Origin of the sequence: Alistipes sp. ZOR0009, from assembly GCF_000798815.1 — a bacterium.
GTDB lineage: Bacteria > Bacteroidota > Bacteroidia > Bacteroidales > ZOR0009 > Acetobacteroides.
On the sequence record NZ_JTLD01000110.1, the window covers coordinates 107814 to 128777 of the forward strand.

Sequence of the window (20964 nt, forward strand, 5' to 3'; positions counted from 1 at the left end):
AAAAAGTAAAAACCATTCTCAAATCTACTGCATAGCTTAACTTATGTTCTCTTGCCACAAGTATGAATAGTCAATTCATCAAGGTTTTTCTTATTGGGGATAAAGATACTGACACACCATGCTAAAACAAAGCTTGATACAAATCCTATCAGCCCGTAAATTAAAAAATGAATTTGAGTTTGTTGTATAAAAAATAGGATTAGTCCACTTCCGATCAACCCCGCAATAGCTCCCACTGTGCTTATTCGCTTAGTAAAAATACCCATCGCAAAAAAACCACCCAAACCACTCACAAAAAGGCCTATAATGGTTTGAAATTCATCAAAGATAGACTCAACACTTGTTTTCGAGAGCCAAATTGCCACCGTGACACCTAAAAATCCAACCCCAAAACTAATAATCTTTGCAAGTACAACCGAGTTATGCTTACCTGTTAGCCGCTGATAAAAATCTACCGTTAATGCGTTGGACACAGCATTAATGTTCGATGAAAGTGTAGACATAGTAGCCGCAAAAATAGCCGCAATCATTAAACCAGCCACCCCAGAGGGTAGAGCATACATTATATAGTATGGAAAAATAGAATCTGAATTTGTCATCGTAACATCCAAATTCATCGGGTTTTCAGAGTAGTATGCAAAAAGGGCTGCACCTACGAAGTAGAATAGCAGAGAAGCGGGTGCGCTCAGCCAACCATTAAGCCAAATACCTCTTATTGAACCACGCTCGTCTGAGGTAGTCATATACCGTTGAATTATTGATTGATCGGACGTATATGTAATTAGGCTTGAGGCCAACCCACCAAACATCACCACCCAAAAGGTTGGTTTTGTAAGATCAAAAGAAAAGTCGAGAATCTGAAGCTTATTGGCAGCACGAGAATGCTCTATTAGGGAGGAAATTCCTCCATCAATATCAACTAGTAAAAAGATAATAGCAACAAACAAGCCGGCCAAAAGGACGACACCTTGAATAACATCTCCCCATATCACAGCCTTTATTCCTCCCGTTGTACTATAAAACAAGGTTATCATTCCCATTAGAAGTATCGATACCAAAACACTGATTCCAGTAACAGTCGAAAGAGCCAAAGCTGGGAGTAGAAGCACTACACCAATACGAGATACCATAAAAACAATAAACAATGCGCTTGCAATAAGTCTGACAGATAGCCCGAATCTGCGCTCAAGATATTCGTAAGCGGAAGATAATTTTAGCCTGTGAAAAAAGGGAAAGTAGTATTTAACTACTAACGGAACAATTAAGATTATAGACACAGCCATAAGAGAATAGCGCCAATCAGAAGTGTAGGTTTTTGCAGGTAAAGCCATGTAAGAAATAGCACTCAGCATTGTTGCGAAGATGCTTATTCCAGAGGCCCACCATGGTATCTGTCCGCTAGCCGTAAAATATTCTTCAGTATTGTCATTTCCCTTCATAAAATAGTAACCGAGGTATACCATCGACAATAAATAAATTACCAGAACAATCCAATTTAACAGTCCAAATTCAGGACTGGAGTTGACCTCTCCAGCATAAACGCTAGGAGTTCTCTCTCCGGGCTTAATTTCTCCGTTAACGACATATACTTTATTCCCAACGGAAACAACTTTGGCTCCTGCAACTCCCCCATAAGGAGCATTCTGTAAGGGAGTCCAACTTTTAGTAAGCGTATGAAACGCCATTACTTTGCTGTTAAAGTTGAAGAATGAGCGATTCGCCCTCATATAAGCATCAGAGACTCTCTTTATAGAATCTCGTTGAAAGGAAGAGGGCATCTTCAAATAGGCTTCTCTGCGCGCTATTTCTTCGCGATAGATACTGGCATCTACACCTCCAACAAAAAGAATGTGGTGTGCACCTGATCTAAAAGCATCACCTCCAAAATAAGAGATAGATGAACCATTATAATTCGTCTTTACCTCCTCTCCCCATTTACTTCCTTTAATGCTGTAGGCAAGATAGCTACTTAATATATAAGGATATTTTCCATCTGCAGTAGTTCCAAAGAAGAGAAATATATTTTCCTCCTCACCATTGCTTTGTGCTACAACAACAGGTGATGTCCGAGCTCTACCTGGATAGGTGGCGAGCTGCTCCCACCGACTATCCAACCTGTTCAATTGCAGCGAAAAAAAGAGCTTTCGATACGGAGCGATAGTTTCGGCACCAACTACATAAATTTTCCCGTTTGTGTATGTCCCGCCATATAGAGCATGTTTCACAGGTAAAGGAGGCAACGAATGAGCAACTATCTTTTTCTGGGCAACATTCCAGGTAAGTAGCATCACTTTATTGCTAAAGACGCTATCGTTACGACCTCCAAGAAACACCACTCCACTAGGAACCTGAATGGAAACACCATAAGCGAGAGTAGAAGGAAGTTGTAGAGCCATTGGAGAAGGAGGCGAAGCTACTCTATCCAAGGAATAGCAGTACATCTCCTTATAGTAACGTTTGTTACCTATACTTCCATTATCTCCTATCGAAAAATTACATCCTCCTGCAACAATGAGATTTCCGTTTATGACTCCTGCAAAAGGGGAGGCAACACCTTTACCGTAACCTTTTACATCTTGGGCTCCTACGTTTTGAAGTTTTTGCCAATGGTAAGTAGGCCTTCCCTTAGGAGGAGAAGAACATCCTGTTAGTAGAAGTAATATTAAAAAGGGAAGTATCTGCGTTCTCATACTGCATTCTTTTTTGTTTGGATTTTGTCCAGCATAGCAAAAGTAATGCTGCACTGGTAGAGGGCACGAGGAAGGTGAAAACAACCTTTCCATTTACTCCCCTTTAAAGTTGTGAGCGGATTGCCTTGTCTGTTCAAATAACCAAACCATTCACCAAAGGTATCGTCGTTAAAGTGCGACCATGCGTACTTATGCACCTTTTTATACCACTCCCAACAGCGCTCATCGCCAGTATATAAATATGCTTTAGACAAAGATATAAGAGTTTCTAGATGAACCCACCAGAGTTTTTGATCCCACTCCAACTGTAATGGAGGATACCCTTTTTCATCAAGGAAATAAAAAATACCTTCATAATCCTTGTCCCATCCAAACTCTAGGATGGAGATAGTTGTATCTACAGCCTGCTTCATTAGTTCGGTATCACCATAAGCATGAGCAATATCCATAATAAACCACATGCTCTCAATACCATGGCCTGGATTAATCAGCCTACCTTCATAACTGTTATGGTGATCCCCATTAGGTAGCACATTTTCAAAGATAATGCCCCTATCTTTATCTCGAAAAATGTTCATTACCATATTGACACACTCTTGAACAGTTTGATCGACTCTATCCTTCGGAAGAACATCCTTAAGTAGCAAGACTAGATTGCTAAGAATCATAGGAAGCGAAAAATTGACTAGGTTTCTAGAACTGGGAATTGTCTTGTTCCAGATTCCTTTCGGATTGCCTTGCCTTCTCAATATATTATTAAAAGTAGCAATTGCTATTTGCATAGCTTCATCGTTGCCCGTCATTTTTGCATACTGGCTAAATCCCATTGTAGCAAAGCAATCTGAAAAAATATTGTAAGGATGAATCAGTGGATTTCCTTGCCGATCTACCGAAAAATACCAACTCCCATCAGATGCCCTTCCGTACTTTTTAAGAAAGTTATACCCTAGGCAAGCAGCATCCTTCCACTCTGACTTTGCGTCCAAATGTTCATGCAAAAAGGAGAACATCCAAAGTTCGCGATTTTGTAGCCACAAAAATTTATCGGTATCAAAAACCTGCCCCTCACGAGTAAGACAGGTAAAATACCCCCCTAACTCATGATCCAACGAATGATTAATCCAAAAAGGCATAACATCATGAAGCAGTTTATCCCCATAAAATTGGGATAAGCCTTTAAAATCCTTTTCCATCTATCCCTTATTTGCAAATGTAAAAAAGCCAACCTTTTTCAACTCCCTCAATAGAGATTCTTTTTGTTCTTCATTCAGCCCTACAAAAGGCAAACGAGGGGAACCTACATTTATTCCCAACTGCTCCATCACAAACTTTGCACTTGCCATATATCCTCTCTTTGCAAGCACCTCTATTATCTGAATACTTTTTCGCTGCAACTTGAGTGCTCCTTTTAAATCATTACGATTAAGGCAGTCTCCCATTTGAAGATATAACGGTAACATAAAGTTATAAGTGCTTCCGATAAACCATGTTGCTCCAAGCTGCATGCTTACCAGTGCAATCTCATCAACACCTGCCATTACATTGTATTTAGAAGCAGTTGCAGAAATGTAATCCTGCATGTCAGTATGCGTATATTTTACTCCTTTAAAGTTAGGAATCTGCAATGCACCTTCGTTCAGAAAATCGGTCATAGAAAACGAAATGCTGGTTAATACAGGAATGTGATAATAATAAAAATCTTTATTGGGAGCTGCATTTGCAATTTCCTGACAAATTGAAACAAGCGTGCTCAAACTCGTTGGACGCTGATAAAACGGCCCCGTTGCAGAAATTGCCTTAACATGTTGTAGCGTGGCAGCATGAGCAGCCAGCTCGCATGCCTCCTTTGTCGAGAGGTGTCCAACAAAAACAAATAGTTGAAACTCGGGATCGACAACAGAGTTCCACGCTTCCGCTGTATTTTTACGCTCGGCTGTTGTAAGTTGATACCCCTCCGATGTTGATCCATTAATAAATGCACCTTTAACACCATTCTTTTTTAAGAATGAGTATAGGGCTGTTATTTCCGTAATGTTGACCTCTCCGTTTTCCTTAAATGGGGTGTGGGGAGCTGCAATAAAATTATGTTGTCTCATGCTCTCATGTTTTTTAGAAAAGGTAGGAAGTTGTCCTGAACCACCTGATGTATAAAAACAAGGTTATTCTGAACAACTTCACAAACCACTTATCCAATAATTATTTGCATTAGTATCCAGGGTTTTGTTGCCCCTTTAGTAATGGATCGCCATTTAACGTATTAATATCGATTGGCCATAGCAACTTATATGCTTCATTTTCTGCCAGAACAGGTGATGTTGCCGGGTAGCCAGCCAATATAGAAAAAGCTAAAGGTTTTCCAGCACCATCCTGCATACGACGTAAGTCGTACCAACGCTTCCCTTCCCAAACGAACTCCTTGTCGCGTTCTTTAAGAATTGCAAGTTCATTATCTGCAAATGTACCATTTGCGTACACAGGATAGGTTGGACCGTAGGCACGCTTCCTTATATCGTTAATGTAACCAGAAGGATCTTCGCCCTTCTTATTTGCGATTTCAGCTAATAGTAGTAGTACATCAGCATAACGGTACACTGGTATATCGCAATCGTACACCCTGTTATTCGTAGAGTTAATAGAACCTGCAAACTTACGCAGAACCACCGCCTTTACGGTTGGTGTTCCATTTACAACCTTGTAAAAATCAAGAAAGGTAGCACGCTTACGGGCATCTGCATTATCGTACGATTCGAATAGTTCGAACTTGTACTCGTTACGAAATATTCCCCCAGTACCCTTTAGGCTCAAGGTATCCTTAAGTACTTTCCCGTTAGAACCCGTGTAAAGATTCAAAAAAACAGCATCCTGGTATAGGAACTCAGCCGCATTGTTAGTGGCCTCTCCATCGGCAAAGCGTAACGCAAAAATAATTTCGTTGTTTCCCTTATTCGAGGAAGAGAAAACATCCTCAAACTTGTTTAGCAGGCTAAACTTGCCTGAATTTTTTACGGACAATAGGGCATCCTCTGCCTTCTTCAAATCGCCAGCCACATCGACAGCCTGCTGATCGTCGGTTGTAACTTTTGCCGACCATAAAAATATTTCACCCTTAAGCATCAAAGTTGCCGCCTTCGACCACATTCCCTTTTTATTCTTTAGGGTAAAATTATCGGCAGCAAAATACTGTTCCGATTTTTCAATCATCTGCTTAACAAAATCGAGGGTCTGCTTTGCGGTACCACGGGCCTTACCCAACTTATTTATATCCGAAGTCATGGTTGGCATTGGATCTGTTACAATTGGTACACCACCAAAGGTTTTGTAAAGTTGAAAGTAGTAGTATGCCCTCAAACCATAAGCCTGTCCAAGCAGATAATTTTTATTGGCTTCGTTCATTACGGTCGATTCCTCTGCCTTTTGAATAAAGAGGTTAACCTGCATAATACGTCCATAATAACCACCCCAGTTGCTAACACCAGTTTGATCTTTTGTAAAGGCATTATTTTTAATAGGAGAGCTGTAGTTTAAACTGGTTGAAAGGGTTGAGTTACCATTTTTCTGTGTTCCTCCTCTTGCTTCGCCCAGTACAAACATGTTTGTATAATCTCCCCTTAGCGAATTGTGAAGACCAACCATAAATCCCTCGAATTGCGCAGGAGTTTGCCAGAAATTTCCGCTAGCGTAGTAGTCTTCGGGAGCGAGCTCAAGGCTGTTGCAGGAAGTAAACAATCCCGCAAATGCTATTGTGTAAAAAAGTATTCTTAACTTTTTCATTTGTTTTTATTTTAAAGGATGTTGCTAGAATGAAAGATTTACACCGAATACATAGGTACGTGGCAGGGCATAACCGCTTCCTACATAACCTCCAACTTCAGGAGAGTAAGTCTTCGACTTGGTAAGGTAGCCTAGGTTTTGCCCAGTGAGCGTTACCTGCAGGTTTTGCATTTTAACCTTGCTTACCCAACTTTTAGGAAAGGTGTAGCTCATCGAAATCTCGCGAAAGCAGATGTAGTCGGCCTTGTAGGCAAACATCTTAGAGTCGCGGGCGTAGTTGCGCTTACCAAGCTGATCGGCCCAAGTATAAATTGGATACTTTGCCGAAGGATTTTCGGGAGTCCAGCTTTGCTTTACCTCTGCAACTGGATTAAACGCCCCCTGCATACATCCCATAAACCAAGGTAGCGTGTTATCGTACTGGTAGAAACCAAGAGCATAGTCCATACGCGCAAATAGGGTTAGGCCCTTCCAACTCATGGTAGAGGTTAAACCTCCAGTAAAGCGAGGAACCGTACGTCCTACGTACACCTTATCGAAGTTATCGATAAGACCATCACCGTTCACATCCTTCCATTTGATATCTCCAGGCTGAATTTGAAGCCCTTTTCCCTTTTCGGCTGTAGTTAGCTTATTCCATGCTTCCGGCCCATATAGCGTTTTACCATTACTTCCATTATTTCCGGAGGTGATATCGATACGATTCGCAGCCTCAGCCTGAATCTGCTCAGCATTTTGGTAGATGCCTTCAGCAACATGAAGCCACATTCCCCCTACCTCTTGACCTTCCTGTAATCCACCTACCCAAACTTTTTCCCCTGTTTTTGGATCGTAAATTTGCATTGCATCCTGACGATTACGCTCTAAACCATTATCTGGAAGTTTTACCACCTTATTCTTATTCCAAGATATGTTAGCGTTAACATCCCACTTAAAGTCGGACGTTTGAACTGCAGCAACTTTTACCTCAAACTCGACGCCCATATTTTTAATAGTTCCGTTGTTTGTTGTGAGCTTATTAACCCCCGAACTTCCAGGTACCGTAATTGGCGTAATTTTATCACTTGTAGTACGATCGTAGTAGGCAAGAGAAGCAAAAACTCGACCATTCAACAATCCAACATCAACGCCAACCTCTGCCGTATGCGATCTTTCCCATAGTAGGTCTGGATTAGGAAGCCCCTTTTCAGTAGTATATCCTGAACTAGAATCGTAACCCCCAAGAAGAAATCCTACGCCTCCATCGTATTTTGGTGAATAATAACTTCCTTGAAGTTGATATGAACCAATACCCGATACGTTGCCGTTCAAGCCATAACTAGCCCTCAACTTTAGCTGGGTAAGCCAATCTTTGGTTGAACTCATAAAAGACTCCTTACTTACCACCCAACCAGCAGATACTCCAGGAAAATACCCCCAACGGTTATCGCCAAGTAGCTTAGAGTAGCCATCCTGACGGTAGGTAAAGGACAGAAGGTACCTACCCATGAAATCGTAGTTAACACGGCTAAAGGCCGACAGAATACGCTGGCGGTCATGCCAAGTATCTATTTTACGCTTATCCTTTTCGCTTAGAGTCAACTCCAAATCACCAAAGTCGTCGGTAGGGGCTCCAGAACCTGCACCATATAATCCATAGTTGTAGGCATCGTAGAATTCTCCACCAACAATACCGTCGATATTATGATTATTGAACAACTTCTTCTTGTAGTTTAGCACCGCGTTATACGTTTGACGTAGGACTCGATCAAACTGAGCAGAAGTAGATCGGGTGACAACCTTGTTGCCTGGAGATTGAAGATAGTCGCGATTGAAACTCTCCTTATACTCCTCATCGTACATCCATATTGCGTTCAACTTTAGCGACAAATCGCGCATTAGGTTAACCTTTAACGACTGGCTAAGGGTAAACTTGTCGGAAACATTGGTACGCTTAAACTTGTCGATGTTAGCCTGCGGATTACCATCTGAAAGTCCTTGCCCTACTAGTGCATCTCCGTTTCCGTTATAGCCACGCATGGTAGGTGGAGCACTTAACATACGTCCAAAGTAGTTACCCTCGGCAGATATCGGGGTGTCCTTCCAACGGGCATTGGCAAAGTTTAGTCCGGAGTAGGAGGTTAACCAATCGTTAATCTTGTAATCGCCATTAAAGGTAAAGTTCAAGCGATTGTAAAAGGTTTTAATAGGAAGTCCTTGCTCGTAGTAGTAGCCAAGACCAGCATAGTAGTTGCCACGATCGTTACCGCCAGACATCGAGATGTTGTAATCTTGGGTTGTTGCAGGGTTAGTAAAAGCAACATCCTTGTAATTGAAATCCTTGTAAATTATATCGGTCCCGTAAACAGGGTCCTTCATCACCTTATATCCTTGATTGAGCAAGAACTTATTATCGTCGGTAAGCAGCATTGGGCTCCACACCCCCTTATTATCCTTATTTCCGTCTAACTGTTGAGTTGGATTACTCGGATCAAAATAAACGTTACCAGTTCCATAAGCAACTGGCTGCGTTAGGCTGTTAAGATTCTGATAGCCGGCATTAGCCGCATTCTGATAACCTTTTCGCATCCAGTAAAGGTAATCTCCAGCATTAAGAAATTCGTTGGTTTCATTCACATAGTTCAATCCAAAACGAACCTTGGCATTAACCTCCGATTTCCCTGCTTTACCTCTCTTCGTAGTAATAAGAACCACACCGTTATTTGCACGAGCACCATAAAGAGCTGTAGCACCGGCATCCTTCAACACGTCCATAGATTCGATGTCCTCGGGGTTGATATCTGAGAATCCACCTCGAACCTGACCATCAACAATAACCAATGGCGATCCAGATCCATCCCAATTGGTTCCTCCACGTAAGGTTACGGTAGCCGTTGCTCCTGGCTTACCGGTAGATTGTACCACCTTTAAACCAGCAATCGACCCAGCCAATGCCTGAGCAGGATTCGAGCGAACTCCTGTTTCCAACACCTTGTTATCCACCTTAGCAATGGAAGAGGTCAACTTTGATTTCGAAATTGAACTACCATATCCGGTAACCACCACTTCTTCAAGTTTCGTATCAGTAGCCTGTAGTTCTATGTTTAGTTCGGACTTCCCGCCAAGAGATATCTCTTGAGTTTGATATCCAACAAAGCGTACAACTAGCACAGCCTTTGCGTTCGATAAGTTTAGTTGGAAATTGCCGTTTATATCCGTTATGGTTCCTTTAGGGGTACCTTTTTCGGCAACAGTTACCGCCGGAAGGGTTTCTTTTGTACTTGCATCGAATATACGCCCCTTTACCGTATACTGTGCCTGTGCTGCAAATACAATCAGCAGCATGATCCATGCGAGACCAAATTTAAGTTTCATACTTATTAGGTGTTTGTGATTTGGTCCCAAACATAGGTAGATTGGCCTTTTTGTATTAGTACAAATAGCTCGTTTATGTGTACTTTTTGGCTTATGATATTTTCATAAAGCACTTACAAACAATACCATAAAACAACAAAAAGAGTATTGTACCATTTCGTTGAGGAAATAAGTTGCTTTTTTATTTAATTGTTAAAATATTTTTCATAGCTATAAAATACATTGCATACTCAGAGAAGTTTTTTGCTGGATTTGCCCTTCATTGATGTTGCTTTTAATGTTTGATGAGAACTATAAACTCAGCGTTCCCCAAACTTATCCATATACTCAACTGGTGTCATTCCAAAAAAATCCTTGAAACATCTGTTGAAGTATGAACGATTGTTGAAGCCAACAGCAATCATCACCTCGCCTACATTCATATGCTTATTACCCAATAGTATGGCGGCTCTTTTTAATCGATACATTCTAATAAATTCGTTTGCCGACATATTAAGTGTTTCTTTCATTTTTCGGTATAAAAGAGTTCGGCTTTCCCCAATCTCCTGGCACAAGTCCTTTATATCAAATTCGTAGTTATCTAGATTTCGTTCAACTGCTGCAATTACCTTTTTTAAAAAACGTCGATCTATCGAAGAGAGGTCGTTTATTCCAATTTCTTTTTGTCCGAATGTATTAATGCTTGAAAGCAGCTTGTGTTGAGTTTTTAGAAGGTTTAAAACATTAAACTTGAGCTGGGCTTCATCGAATGGTTTAATAAGGTAAGCATCAGCTCCTGCTGCATACCCTGCTTTAAGAGTATCTGCTCCAGTTTGGGCCGTGAGCAATATTACTGGAATATGAGATGTTCGTTCATCCTCTTTCAGCCGCTTCAATAACTCAATCCCGCTACTTCTCTGCATTACTACATCACAAAGTATCAAGGAAGGTTTATACGCTGCGGCCTTTCTGAATCCTGCTGTAGCATCAGGAGCTTCAATAACTTCGCAAGTATCCGAAAAAATCTCCGCAATGTATTTTCTCATTTCTGTATCATCATCTACCACCATTAACTTCCAGGTCGGTACAGTTCCTTCACTACAAAAATTCTGTGGCGTGGATTCAAATGGACGAAGTTCACTCCTCTGTATTTCTGTTGATAGGGAGTAAAGTTCATGCTCTTTGTAGCAATCCTTATCAATTGGTAACTCTACCCAAAAGGTGGTTCCTACACCTTTCTCCGAATTTACGCTAATTCGTCCATGATGCAGTTCCACCAACCGTTTGGTAAATGAGAGTCCTAAACCAACACCTCCATGAAGGCGAGATGCTTTTGAAAAATCGTCAAAAATACCGGGGAGTAAATCGGGAGAGATGCCAACTCCGTTGTCTCCGATTTTTACAACTAGCCACGACATCTTTTCTGACTGCTTTATATTTAGACAAACCTTAATGGTGGCACCTGGACCAGAGTACTTCAACGCGTTTGAGATGAGATTCACTACGATCTTTTCATACTTATCTCTGTCTATCCACCCTTTAAGTTCTTCTTTGTCAGACTCTATTGCTAATATTTGAGATTTTTCATCCGCCTGATCTGTAAATAGTTCAAATATGGAACCTGTAACCCTACCTATGTCAAATTGAGCAACAGTTAATACACTCTGTGCCTCATCCATTTTTCTTAAATCAGTAATTTGAGATACAAGATTTAAAAGACGTCTGGCATTTCGTTCGATACGACGGTACATTGCCAATTTTTTTTCGGGGCTTATATGAACCTCTGTTAGCAGCGTTGCTATGGGAGAGGCAATTAACGTTAGCGGGGTTCTAAACTCATGAGAGATATTAGCAAAAAACTTAAGCCGCAACTTGTACATCTGTTGTACGCTTTCAAGCTCGTATTCGTGTCGAAGTAGCTCTAACTCTACCTTTCTTTTATAGGCGACACTCTTTTTTAAAGCATACCCACCTAGCAGAAGCAGACAGAAATAGGAGATCAGCATTACAGGAGAGGCTGCAAAGGGAGGATTAACTTTGAACTGGATTGCAGTTTCATAGTTTAACTCTGTATTTTGAGGATCGATAAGCTGAACCCTAAAGGTATATCTACCACTACTCAAATTCATATAGTTAACGCTACCCGATGCCTTTTCTACATTATGCCAGCAGGGATCAATACCTTCCAGCTTATACCTATAACCAACAACTGGCATTCCGTCATAATGAATCGAACTAAAATCAATTGAAATTGAGTTGTTGGAATGTGAAATATGCTGAGGAAGTTCACCTCTGCCTTGAAGATACATGCCTAGTTCTTTTCCTCCTGCCTTAAATGAGTTGATTATTGGCAGCTTAACTTTTCCTTTTTTTACATCGTTTGGATAGAATGCTACCAGCCCACTGGAACTTCCTAATACTACCTTTCCATCGGATAAGCAAATTGATGATCCAAAGCTAAAAACCCAGTCAGAGATAAATTCGCGACCTATTTGATTAATAAATACGCCAGTTGTAGTATTAAACTTGCATATTCCTTTGACTGTTGCAAGCCACATCTCCCCATTGTTGTCGAACTGTATGGTTTTAACGACATTGCTAGAAAGCCCATTTTGTGCTGTATACTGCGTTTCGCATGATCGTTTTGAAATATTCACCTTTAGCAATCCAAAACCATCTGTTCCAACCCATAATATATTACTGTGTGTAGGATCTTTGCAAATATCATACGAGCCTATGGAGGTGGTTTGCCTTTCCCTAAAAATTAGAGGCACCATCCTCCCTGTTTTAAGGTCGATGAAAAAAGTGCCTTTGTTTAATGTTCCAACAATTAGCAGGTTGGAATCTAATTTAATAACCTCCCTAATATCTGCATTTTTCAAAGTAGCGAACCGGCAGTCTGCATGCTGGTTCCTAAAATTATAGAAGATCAATCCTTTTTGCTGAGTACCAATCCATAATCCATCAACCCCGTTGCTCTTTAAAATCCAAATATTATCCTTCTCAAGAAAGCTCAGCCCTTTCGGTTTACTTATCAATTTAGAGGTTTTGTTCAGTACAAAAAGACCTTCGCCAATGGTTCCGATATAGATGTTTCCTAAGAGGTCCTCCTCTACGCTTTGTACACTTGCACCCTTAAAGTAGCGAGCCGAACTGTAATGGGCAATTTTCTTTAAATTTTTATTGAGTAGCACAAAACCGTCACTCCATGCACATGCCGCTATAATGCCGTCCTTCGTGATGTATAATGATTTGTAAATCTGATTTTTACCATTATTGAAATTTAGTGGATTGGCAATGGTAAAAAGAGTTTTTATTCGGGTTAAAAGCACAACTCCTTGTTCTAAAGTCGACAAAACCAGTGTATTCTCCGTTGGAGCAACCGCGCTAGATATAAATCCGTTTAATTTAGGCAATGTATATTGTTGGGCGTTCTTGGTTTTCAAATCGAGAACCAAGATGTTTCCATCTTTTTTTATAGCTATCAGATGATTGCGGTTTATCCGGAAAGCACTGGATATAACACCGTCTATGCTTAAGGAGAACCTGTGATTTGAAAGAAGATCATATAAAATGATTGTTTTGGATAGTACAAAAAATAAAATTTTCCCGTCGTCCGATTTGCCTGAACTTATAAAATTGCCCTTTGGAAGTACAATTTTCGATTGAACCTTCCCGTTAACATTTACTATTCCGTTACTCGAAATGGTCCATATCCTCCCCTGAGCGTCAACAATTAGTGAAAGTTCTTTATCCTGTTCATTTCGAACCGAGTTTTTTTGGGTGAGCAGATTGTCCGCACCAAAAGAGTAAACACCTTGTCCAGCCAGAATAATGATATCGCCATTAGGCTTCTCGTCGATAGAAGTTATATTTGAGAGTTTAGTCTGCAGACGAATAGGAGTTCTTGTAGGGTAAGATAGGTAACAAATTCCCGACTTTGTTCCAACCCATATTCGTTTTTGGCTATCTTCATATAAAGAGAGAACAGCATCATTGGGAATGGTTAGATTGTCTAAATTATCCGCTGTAAAATTTTTTAAGCTACTACCATCGTACCTCGAAAGCCCCTCATCAGTCCCAAACCACATAAATCCCTGGTGATCAACAATAGAGCAATAAATCACATTAGAGGGTAATCCATCTTTTATGGTGATTTTTTTCACCACTTCGTTTGCCTCTGCAGGTATAATAGAGCAAATAGCGAAAATGAAATACGTAAAAAAAGACAGACGGCACACCTTACTCATCTTACAATTCAAAAGGTAAATCAACATTGATGAGTGCAAATATAACATTGCTTACAAAACAAGTGTTATGTACAACATAAGTAGTGCAAAAAAGATAATAAATAGATTCTACATAAAATAAAAACGGGAAGCCCACTCTGCTTCCCGTATTCATATTCACAAAAAACTACTGTACAACTGTATCTATTTAATCGCGGAATTTCTAATTTGTATGAGCAAAAACTTCTTGTAATCCTCTTCTACCACAAAAAGCTGTGCTACCTTTTTATCGGGAAGAATCTCCTTAAACTTTGCAATGTAGGTTTCCAGCAGCGAAGCTTCATCCTTTGCAATTTGCGTCAACCGGGTTAACGATTCTCCGACTTCCTTATTCGATAACCTGCTAGCACCTTTAAAGTCATCGTAGATGCTTTTTCGTTGCTGAAACAGATCATCCTTTTTCTCTTGATACTCATTATAAACTGGCCAAAAAATCTCTGCTTCGTCAGAATTAAGGTTTAGTTTTTGAGTAAAAAATGCTACTTTTTTTGCTTTTAACTTATCGTCTTTGCCAGACCTGGCCGCAACCGAAGTCAAGCTGTTAACCATTAAAAATATTAAAAGTAAAACGCCTAATTTTTTAGTTAAGTTCATTCTGTTGATCTTTATAAAGCGCCTCTATCGCTGAAGTTTCGAGCTGTTCGTCAACTAGATACTCGATAATCTTATCAGACTCTCGCTTTTGCGCCTTCTTAGAGACTTCCTTTTTTTCTGAAGTTAATGCCTTAATCAAATCCTGTTCACTAAAGTCACCGGTATTACTGGAGACAAACTCAAAGTAATCGTTCGGTTGAATCATGGAATCCTCAGACATTTTATTGTACCTGTAGCCAGAATACGCTACACCTACAAAAAAAAGCACGCCCAATGATATGCCAACCTGATGCTTAATCAAACCGATTAAACTGAAGCTGCCGCTACCTGACTCATTACCCTTAGAGATTCGGTTGTGAATTTCTAAGGGTAATTTATCAAAGTATCCTTCAGGAACTGAAAAAGGATTTTCCCTTTTACCTTCGTTTAACCTGTCACCTTTAAAATCCATAGCAATTGTTTCGTTTCACAATGCTTTGACTACAGAAAAAAGAAAAGGTTTAATCCGATTCTAAAAATTTTTCGATTTTTTTTGCAGCAAGGTGGTAAGATGCCTTTAGGGCTCCTACGGAAGTACCCAGCACGGCTGAAATTTCTTCGTAGGAGAGCTCTTCGAAGTACCTCATATTGAATACAACGCGCTGCTTTTCGGGAAGGCTCAAAATGGCCTTTTGGAGTTTTAGTTCTGCCTCGTCGCCATTAAAGTATGGATCGGACTCGAGGCTCGACACCAGCTGAGATTCTACATCTACAAGCGGTAAAAAAAAACGAGTGCGCTTCCTTTTTAGAAAGGTAAGCGCCTCGTTGGTTGCTATTCGGTACAGCCATGTAAACAGCTGCGACTCTTCTCTAAAGTTACCAAGGCCACTCCAAGCCTTTACGAACGTATTTTGAACTACGTCGTTGGTGTCATCGTGATCAATAACCAGCTTTCGGATATGCCAATAAAGCTTCTCCTGATACTTTTGTACAATCAGGTGAAATGCAAAATTGCGTGTCTCTTCTTTCTGAAACTGAGATAGAAGTTCGTTATCCGAATATGCTACCATTAAAGTTGTTAGGCAAATTATTTGCGAGCAATTACTCTTTTAGCAGCATCAACAACATCTTCTGCCTCTAGGTGGTACTTCTTCATCAGTTCTTCAGGAGTTCCACTTTCGCCAAACTTATCGTTAACAGCCACAAACTCCATCGGAGTTGGCAAATGCTGTGCCAATACCTGTGCAACGCTCTCTCCTAAACCTCCTGCAATAAGATGCTCTTCGGCAACAACGCAAGCACGCGTTTTCTTTACAGATCCGAGGATTGCTGCTGCATCAAGAGGTTTGATGGTATGAATGTTTATCAGCTCAACGCTAATGCCTTGTGATTCGAGCATCTCTGCGGCTTCGATGGACTTCCATACGAGGTGACCGGTAGCGATAATGGTAACATCCGTACCTGAATTTAGCATTAGCGCCTTGCCTATCTCGAATTTTTGATCAGCAGGGGTAAAGTTTGGCACTACAGGACGGCCAAAGCGAAGGTAAACAGGTCCCTGATACTCTGCCGCAGCAATTGTTGCCGCCTTTGTTTGGTTAAAGTCGCATGGATTGATAACAACCATATTAGGGAGCATCTTCATTAACCCGATATCTTCCATAATTTGGTGGGTAGCCCCATCCTCTCCTAAGGTGATACCTGCGTGAGAAGCCGCAATTTTCACGTTGGTATTAGAGTAGGCAACCGATTGGCGAACCTGGTTGTACACCTCGCCAGTAGCAAATGCAGCAAAAGTTCCTGCGAAAGGAATTTTCCCGCCAACCGCTAAACCGGCAGCCATACCCATCATGTTAGCTTCTGCGATACCTGTTTGCACAAAACGTTCTGGATGCTTTGCCACGAAAGCGTCCATCTTGAGCGAGCCTATAAGGTCGGCACAAAGCGCAACCACGTTAGGATTAGTATCTCCAAGTATTTCGAGCGCAGCACCAAATCCCGAGCGGGTATCCTTGCTGCCTGTATTTTCGTATTTAATCATCGTGCGAGTCCTGTTGAAAGATTAATAGTCACCAAGAGTTTCCTCTAGCTGAGCAAGCGCCTTTTCTGTTTGTTCGGCATTTGGAGCCTTACCGTGCCAAGCGTGGGTTCCCATCATGAAGTCAACCCCGAAGCCCATTTCTGTCTTCATAAGGATAACAACAGGCTTTCCTTTTCCGGTTGCAGCAATGGCGTTTTCGATACCAGCAACCACCTCTTCCATGTTGTTTCCGTCCATTGTATGAACGTCCCAACCAAAAGCATCCCACTTAGCAGCAAGGTTACCTAACGATAAAACCTTATCTACAGGACCGTCAATTTGCTTGCCGTTGTAATCAACCGTTGCAATAAGGTTATCCACCTTATTAGCCGCAGCAAACATGGCCGCCTCCCAAACCTGACCTTCCTGAAGCTCGCCATCGCCATGAAGCGTAAAGACCAACGACTTGTCGCCGTTCATCCTCTTCGAAAGAGCGGTACCTACCGCAACCGACAATCCCTGTCCTAGAGAACCAGAGGCTACTCTTACGCCAGGGAGCTTCTTTTCGGGAGTTGGGTGCCCCTGAAGACGCGCACCTAGCTTACGGAAAGTTGCCAGCTCGTCTACTCCAAAATAGCCGGTACGTGCCAAAACGCTATACCAAACTGGAGAAATATGCCCATTTGAAAGGTAGAACACATCTTGATTTTCCGCATTATATCGAAAATCCTTAGGGTCACTTTTTAAGAAATTCATGTAAAGGGCGGTTAAGAAATCCGCACACCCTAATGAACCACCAGGATGCCCCGAATTTGCCCCATGAACCATACGAATGATATCTCTACGAACCTGAGTTGACATCCGTTTTAGCGCTGCAATATCTGCCATGAAAGGACTATTTTAAGAGAGTAAACTATTCATAAAATGTTAAAATACTGGGCGCAAAGTTAACTGAATTAGCTGTATAAACCAGCTAATCTTTAGTAATTTTAGAGAAAAACCGACCTTTTAATTGAGGTATACCAAGGGTTCTCTGTTTTTTACACTAAATTTGCCCCTCAATAATTCAATACTATTACGTTAATTTACAATGGCATTACAATGTGGTATTGTAGGGCTTCCCAATGTTGGAAAATCGACCCTATTCAACTGCCTTTCGAACGCTAAAGCACAAGCTGCAAACTTTCCTTTTTGCACCATCGAGCCTAACGTTGGCGTTATTACCGTTCCAGACGAGCGCTTAATCAAGCTGGCCTCCATAGATAAACCGCTAAAGATTGTTCCTGCAACCGTTGAGATTGTGGACATTGCAGGGCTTGTAAAGGGCGCCAGCAAGGGTGAAGGTCTCGGCAATAAGTTCTTGGCCAACATCCGCGAAACGGATGCAATCCTACACGTGCTACGTTGCTTCGACGACGAAAACGTTACCCACGTTGACGGATCGGTAAACCCCGTTCGCGACAAGGAAATTATTGACACAGAGCTGCAGCTGAAGGATCTTGAGACCATCGAGACGCGCATTGGTCGTGTTGAGAAGATGGCCAAAACGGGCAACGACAAAAACGCCAAAAAGCTATACGAGATTTTAGTCAAGTATAAGGGCATCCTCGAAACAGGCCGCTCAGCACGCGTGCTAGAGCTCGACGAGAACGAGCAAGTGCTCTGTGCCGACCTACACCTGCTAACCAACAAGCCAGTTCTTTACGTTTGTAACGTAGATGAAGCTAGCGCTGTTAGCGGAAACAAGTACGTAGAGATGGTTCGCGAAGCGGTTAAGGAAGAAAACGCACAGCTTCTTGTTGTAGCAGCTAAGACCGAAGCCGAAATTGCCGAACTAGACACCTACGAGGAGCGCCAAATGTTCCTAGAGGAGATTGGACTAAAGGAATCGGGGGTTGCTCGCCTTATTAAGGCAGCCTACGCGCTACTCGACCTAGAAACCTACTTTACCACAGGACAAAAGGAAACTCACGCTTGGACCTACAAAAGAGGATCTAAAGCTCCACAAGCAGCAGGTGTTATCCACACCGACTTCGAAAAGGGCTTTATCCGTGCGGAGGTTATCAAATACAACGACTTTGTAACGCTAGGCTCCGAAACCGCCTGCAAGGAGGCCGGAAAGCTCTCTGTCGAAGGCAAGGAGTATGTTGTACAGGATGGCGACATCATGCACTTCCGTTTCAACGTTTAGCATTTAGGCTACCTAAATTTAAGAAGACCAGCATGCGAAAAATAGCTATTGCTTCAGCGGCCGTACTATCGGCCCTTGGGGCATTTTCCCAAGGGAGAACCATCCCTGCGGAAAAGCCAAGGCTTATTGTACAGATAGTGGTTACGCAAATGCGATACGACTACCTACAGCGCTATTCCGACAACTTCTCCAACCGGGGGTTCAAGGTCTTACTTCAGGAGGGTGCCATTTGTAAGAATGCCAAGTACAGCTACAGCCTTACCCAAACGGCACCTGGCTTGGCCACCATTGCAACCGGCGCCAACCCATCTACGCACGGCGTGGTGAGCGACATGTGGTATATACCGCTGCTCGATCAAAACATGAAGGCCGCCCAAGACTCCAAAGCAGAAGGTGTGGGAGGATTTGGCGAGCTCGGAAAGCACTCGCCCCGAAATCTCCTTGCCGGAACGCTTGGCGACGAAATTAAGGTAGCCAACAAAAACTCCAAGGTAATCGGGGTATCGCTAGATCCCACCTCGGCAGTGCTGCTAACGGGCCATAGCGCAGACGCGGCCTACTGGTTCGACCCATCAACTGGGAAATTTATGACCAGCAGCTACTACACCAAGGCGCTACCAAAGTGGGTAGACGATTTCAACCAAAAGAGATTTCCCGACATCTACATCTACAACAAGTGGGGTCTTACCCGCCCCCTTGCGCAGTACGTTAGCACCAAGGAAAACTTCGATACCACGGCCAAACCTCTGCTGAAGGCTCCTGCGGGCGATGCGCTAGGCAACGTATTCAAGTCGAAAAGCAAGCCCTCGTACGAGGCGCTAATCACCACCCCCTACGGCAACAATCTTACCAAAGATTTTGCCATTGCCGCCATCGTCAACGAGGGGCTAGGGAAGGATGATGCCACCGACCTGCTTACCATCACCCTCGATGCCAACAAGTACATCGGCCGCAAGTACGGCCCCACCTCCATCGAAATGGAGGACACCTACTACCGCCTCGACGAGGACATGGGGCACCTGCTCCGCTTCCTTTCCGAAAATATCGGCAAGCAAAACGTGCTGGTGGTGCTCACCTCCGACAACGGGGTAGCCAACGCGCCGAAGTACATCAGCCATGGAAAAATTCCGTCGGGCAGCTTCGAGCCCAACCGCAACCTGATGCTGCTGAAGATATACCTCAACGCCACCTTTGGCCGCGGGGAGTGGGTAAAATCGTACCATCAAAAGCAGATATACCTCAACCGTACGCTCATCGAGGACTCGAACCTCAAGCTACAGGACGTGCAGGCCAAGACGGCCACCTTCATGAAGCAGTTCTCGGGTGTTTCGCAGGCCATTCCGGCCTACGCGTTGGAGTATAGCAATTTTACCGATGGTATCATGCAAAAAATCCAAAACTCGTTCTACCCGCAGCGCTCGGGCGATGTGATCATCAACCTACAGCCCGGATGGGTAGACACCGACGAGGAGGCCACCTCGAGCAACTCGCCCTACAGCTACGACACCCACGTGCCGCTTATATGGTACGGATGGAAGATTAAGCGCGAGAATATCTCGACCAAGGTGGATATGATGGACATTGCCCCCACCATCTCCAACCTGCTGGACATATCGTGGCCCAATGCCTCATCTGGCGAGCCTATTGAGGAAATTGTAAAGTAAGCTAGCGCTTAGCATTAGAAATAGAAAAGGTCTCCTAACCAAAGGAGGCCTTTTTTTATCTACTTTCCCATAGAACACATGCAAAACACCATTTACTAAAAGGGAATAGCTAGTTTCTGCTCGCAGAAATCGTTTTCCGGCAGCAACAAATCACAGATCGGAACGAAGAAACAAATACTCTTTAACAAAAACTCGTTTGTGGGATCCGACCAGAGTGTTTTCCCTCCCAGAAAGCGATTTCTTGGAGCAAGAAAGTGAAGTATCCCTGCCAACCGATGATTTATTCGAACCAACCAAAGATATCTTGCTCCCGAAAAAGGAGAAGTTCGGCGGGAAAGAATCGTCTATCGAAACCAACAGCCTAACCGCCGCATCCCAACCTGCCCCAGTAATGCCAGAAAAGGGGATTGAATGAATAGAAGCATGAGCCAGA

The 20964-nt window shown here is 42.5% G+C and carries 14 protein-coding genes; 3 read left to right on the forward strand and 11 right to left on the reverse strand.

Annotated features, from left to right (window positions below; translation table 11 throughout):
* Positions 1-41: 41 nt before the first annotated feature.
* The 11 genes from L990_RS17030 to L990_RS17080 form a co-directional block, all read right to left on the reverse strand.
* Positions 42-2690 (reverse strand): sodium:solute symporter family transporter, encoded by a 2649-nt coding sequence (locus L990_RS17030; protein WP_052181113.1) that lies wholly within the window; start codon positions 2688-2690, stop codon positions 42-44.
* Positions 2687-3883, reverse strand: coding sequence for an AGE family epimerase/isomerase (locus L990_RS17035; protein ID WP_047451923.1), 1197 nt, complete (start codon positions 3881-3883; stop codon positions 2687-2689). Before L990_RS17035 ends, L990_RS17030 begins: the two co-directional genes overlap by 4 nt.
* Entirely contained in the window at positions 3884-4786 is a 903-nt protein-coding gene (locus tag L990_RS17040) for a dihydrodipicolinate synthase family protein (RefSeq protein WP_047451925.1), read from the reverse strand. It lies immediately after the preceding gene.
* A gap of 109 nt (positions 4787-4895) precedes the next feature.
* Positions 4896-6461 (reverse strand): RagB/SusD family nutrient uptake outer membrane protein, encoded by a 1566-nt coding sequence (locus L990_RS17045; protein WP_047451927.1) that lies wholly within the window; start codon positions 6459-6461, stop codon positions 4896-4898.
* 24 nt (positions 6462-6485) lie between these two features.
* Positions 6486-9815, reverse strand: coding sequence for a SusC/RagA family TonB-linked outer membrane protein (locus L990_RS17050; protein ID WP_047451928.1), 3330 nt, complete (start codon positions 9813-9815; stop codon positions 6486-6488).
* 299 nt (positions 9816-10114) lie between these two features.
* Entirely contained in the window at positions 10115-14071 is a 3957-nt protein-coding gene (locus tag L990_RS17055; RefSeq protein WP_047451930.1) for a hybrid sensor histidine kinase/response regulator transcription factor, read from the reverse strand.
* A 156-nt stretch (positions 14072-14227) separates the two neighbouring features.
* Complete coding sequence (locus L990_RS17060) at positions 14228-14677, reverse strand: hypothetical protein (RefSeq protein ID WP_047451932.1); 450 nt, start codon at positions 14675-14677, stop codon at positions 14228-14230.
* Positions 14664-15128, reverse strand: coding sequence for a hypothetical protein (locus tag L990_RS17065; protein WP_047451934.1), 465 nt, complete (start codon positions 15126-15128; stop codon positions 14664-14666). Before L990_RS17065 ends, L990_RS17060 begins: the two co-directional genes overlap by 14 nt.
* A gap of 49 nt (positions 15129-15177) precedes the next feature.
* Positions 15178-15726, reverse strand: coding sequence for an RNA polymerase sigma factor (locus tag L990_RS17070; protein WP_047451936.1), 549 nt, complete (start codon positions 15724-15726; stop codon positions 15178-15180).
* Positions 15727-15743: 17 nt separating this feature from the next.
* Positions 15744-16697: a transketolase family protein gene (locus L990_RS17075; protein WP_047451938.1), complete on the reverse strand. Its 954-nt coding sequence runs from the start codon at positions 16695-16697 to the stop codon at positions 15744-15746.
* Positions 16698-16718: 21 nt separating this feature from the next.
* A complete protein-coding gene (locus L990_RS17080) occupies positions 16719-17564 on the reverse strand; it encodes a transketolase (protein WP_047451940.1) in 846 nt (281 codons plus the stop codon).
* A 202-nt stretch (positions 17565-17766) separates the two neighbouring features.
* Here L990_RS17080 and ychF point away from each other — a divergent pair, with 202 nt between their 5' ends.
* The 3 genes from ychF (at position 17767) to L990_RS17095 (ending at position 20946) form a co-directional block, all read left to right on the forward strand.
* Positions 17767-18867, forward strand: a complete 1101-nt coding sequence (ychF, locus tag L990_RS17085) for a redox-regulated ATPase YchF (protein WP_047451942.1) — start codon at positions 17767-17769, stop codon at positions 18865-18867.
* 32 nt (positions 18868-18899) lie between these two features.
* Positions 18900-20531, forward strand: a complete 1632-nt coding sequence (locus tag L990_RS17090) for an alkaline phosphatase family protein (protein ID WP_047451944.1) — start codon at positions 18900-18902, stop codon at positions 20529-20531.
* Positions 20532-20772: 241 nt separating this feature from the next.
* On the forward strand, positions 20773-20946 hold the full coding sequence (locus tag L990_RS17095; protein ID WP_156121662.1) for a hypothetical protein: 174 nt from the start codon (positions 20773-20775) through the stop codon (positions 20944-20946).
* The last annotated feature ends 18 nt before the right edge of the window (positions 20947-20964 follow it).

Coding starts and splice junctions, on each gene's coding strand:
- L990_RS17035 (WP_047451923.1), bottom strand. CDS start 3,883: ATGGAAAAGGATTTTAAAGGCTTATCCCAATTTTATGGGGATAAACTG.
- L990_RS17030 (WP_052181113.1), bottom strand. CDS start 2,690: ATGAGAACGCAGATACTTCCCTTTTTAATATTACTTCTACTAACAGGA.
- L990_RS17065 (WP_047451934.1), bottom strand. CDS start 15,128: ATGGATTTTAAAGGTGACAGGTTAAACGAAGGTAAAAGGGAAAATCCT.
- L990_RS17055 (WP_047451930.1), bottom strand. CDS start 14,071: ATGTTGATTTACCTTTTGAATTGTAAGATGAGTAAGGTGTGCCGTCTG.
- L990_RS17040 (WP_047451925.1), bottom strand. CDS start 4,786: ATGAGACAACATAATTTTATTGCAGCTCCCCACACCCCATTTAAGGAA.
- L990_RS17080 (WP_047451940.1), bottom strand. CDS start 17,564: ATGGCAGATATTGCAGCGCTAAAACGGATGTCAACTCAGGTTCGTAGA.
- L990_RS17045 (WP_047451927.1), bottom strand. CDS start 6,461: ATGAAAAAGTTAAGAATACTTTTTTACACAATAGCATTTGCGGGATTG.
- L990_RS17090 (WP_047451944.1), top strand. CDS start 18,900: ATGCGAAAAATAGCTATTGCTTCAGCGGCCGTACTATCGGCCCTTGGG.
- L990_RS17050 (WP_047451928.1), bottom strand. CDS start 9,815: ATGAAACTTAAATTTGGTCTCGCATGGATCATGCTGCTGATTGTATTT.
- L990_RS17070 (WP_047451936.1), bottom strand. CDS start 15,726: ATGGTAGCATATTCGGATAACGAACTTCTATCTCAGTTTCAGAAAGAA.
- ychF (WP_047451942.1), top strand. CDS start 17,767: ATGGCATTACAATGTGGTATTGTAGGGCTTCCCAATGTTGGAAAATCG.
- L990_RS17075 (WP_047451938.1), bottom strand. CDS start 16,697: ATGATTAAATACGAAAATACAGGCAGCAAGGATACCCGCTCGGGATTT.
- L990_RS17060 (WP_047451932.1), bottom strand. CDS start 14,677: ATGAACTTAACTAAAAAATTAGGCGTTTTACTTTTAATATTTTTAATG.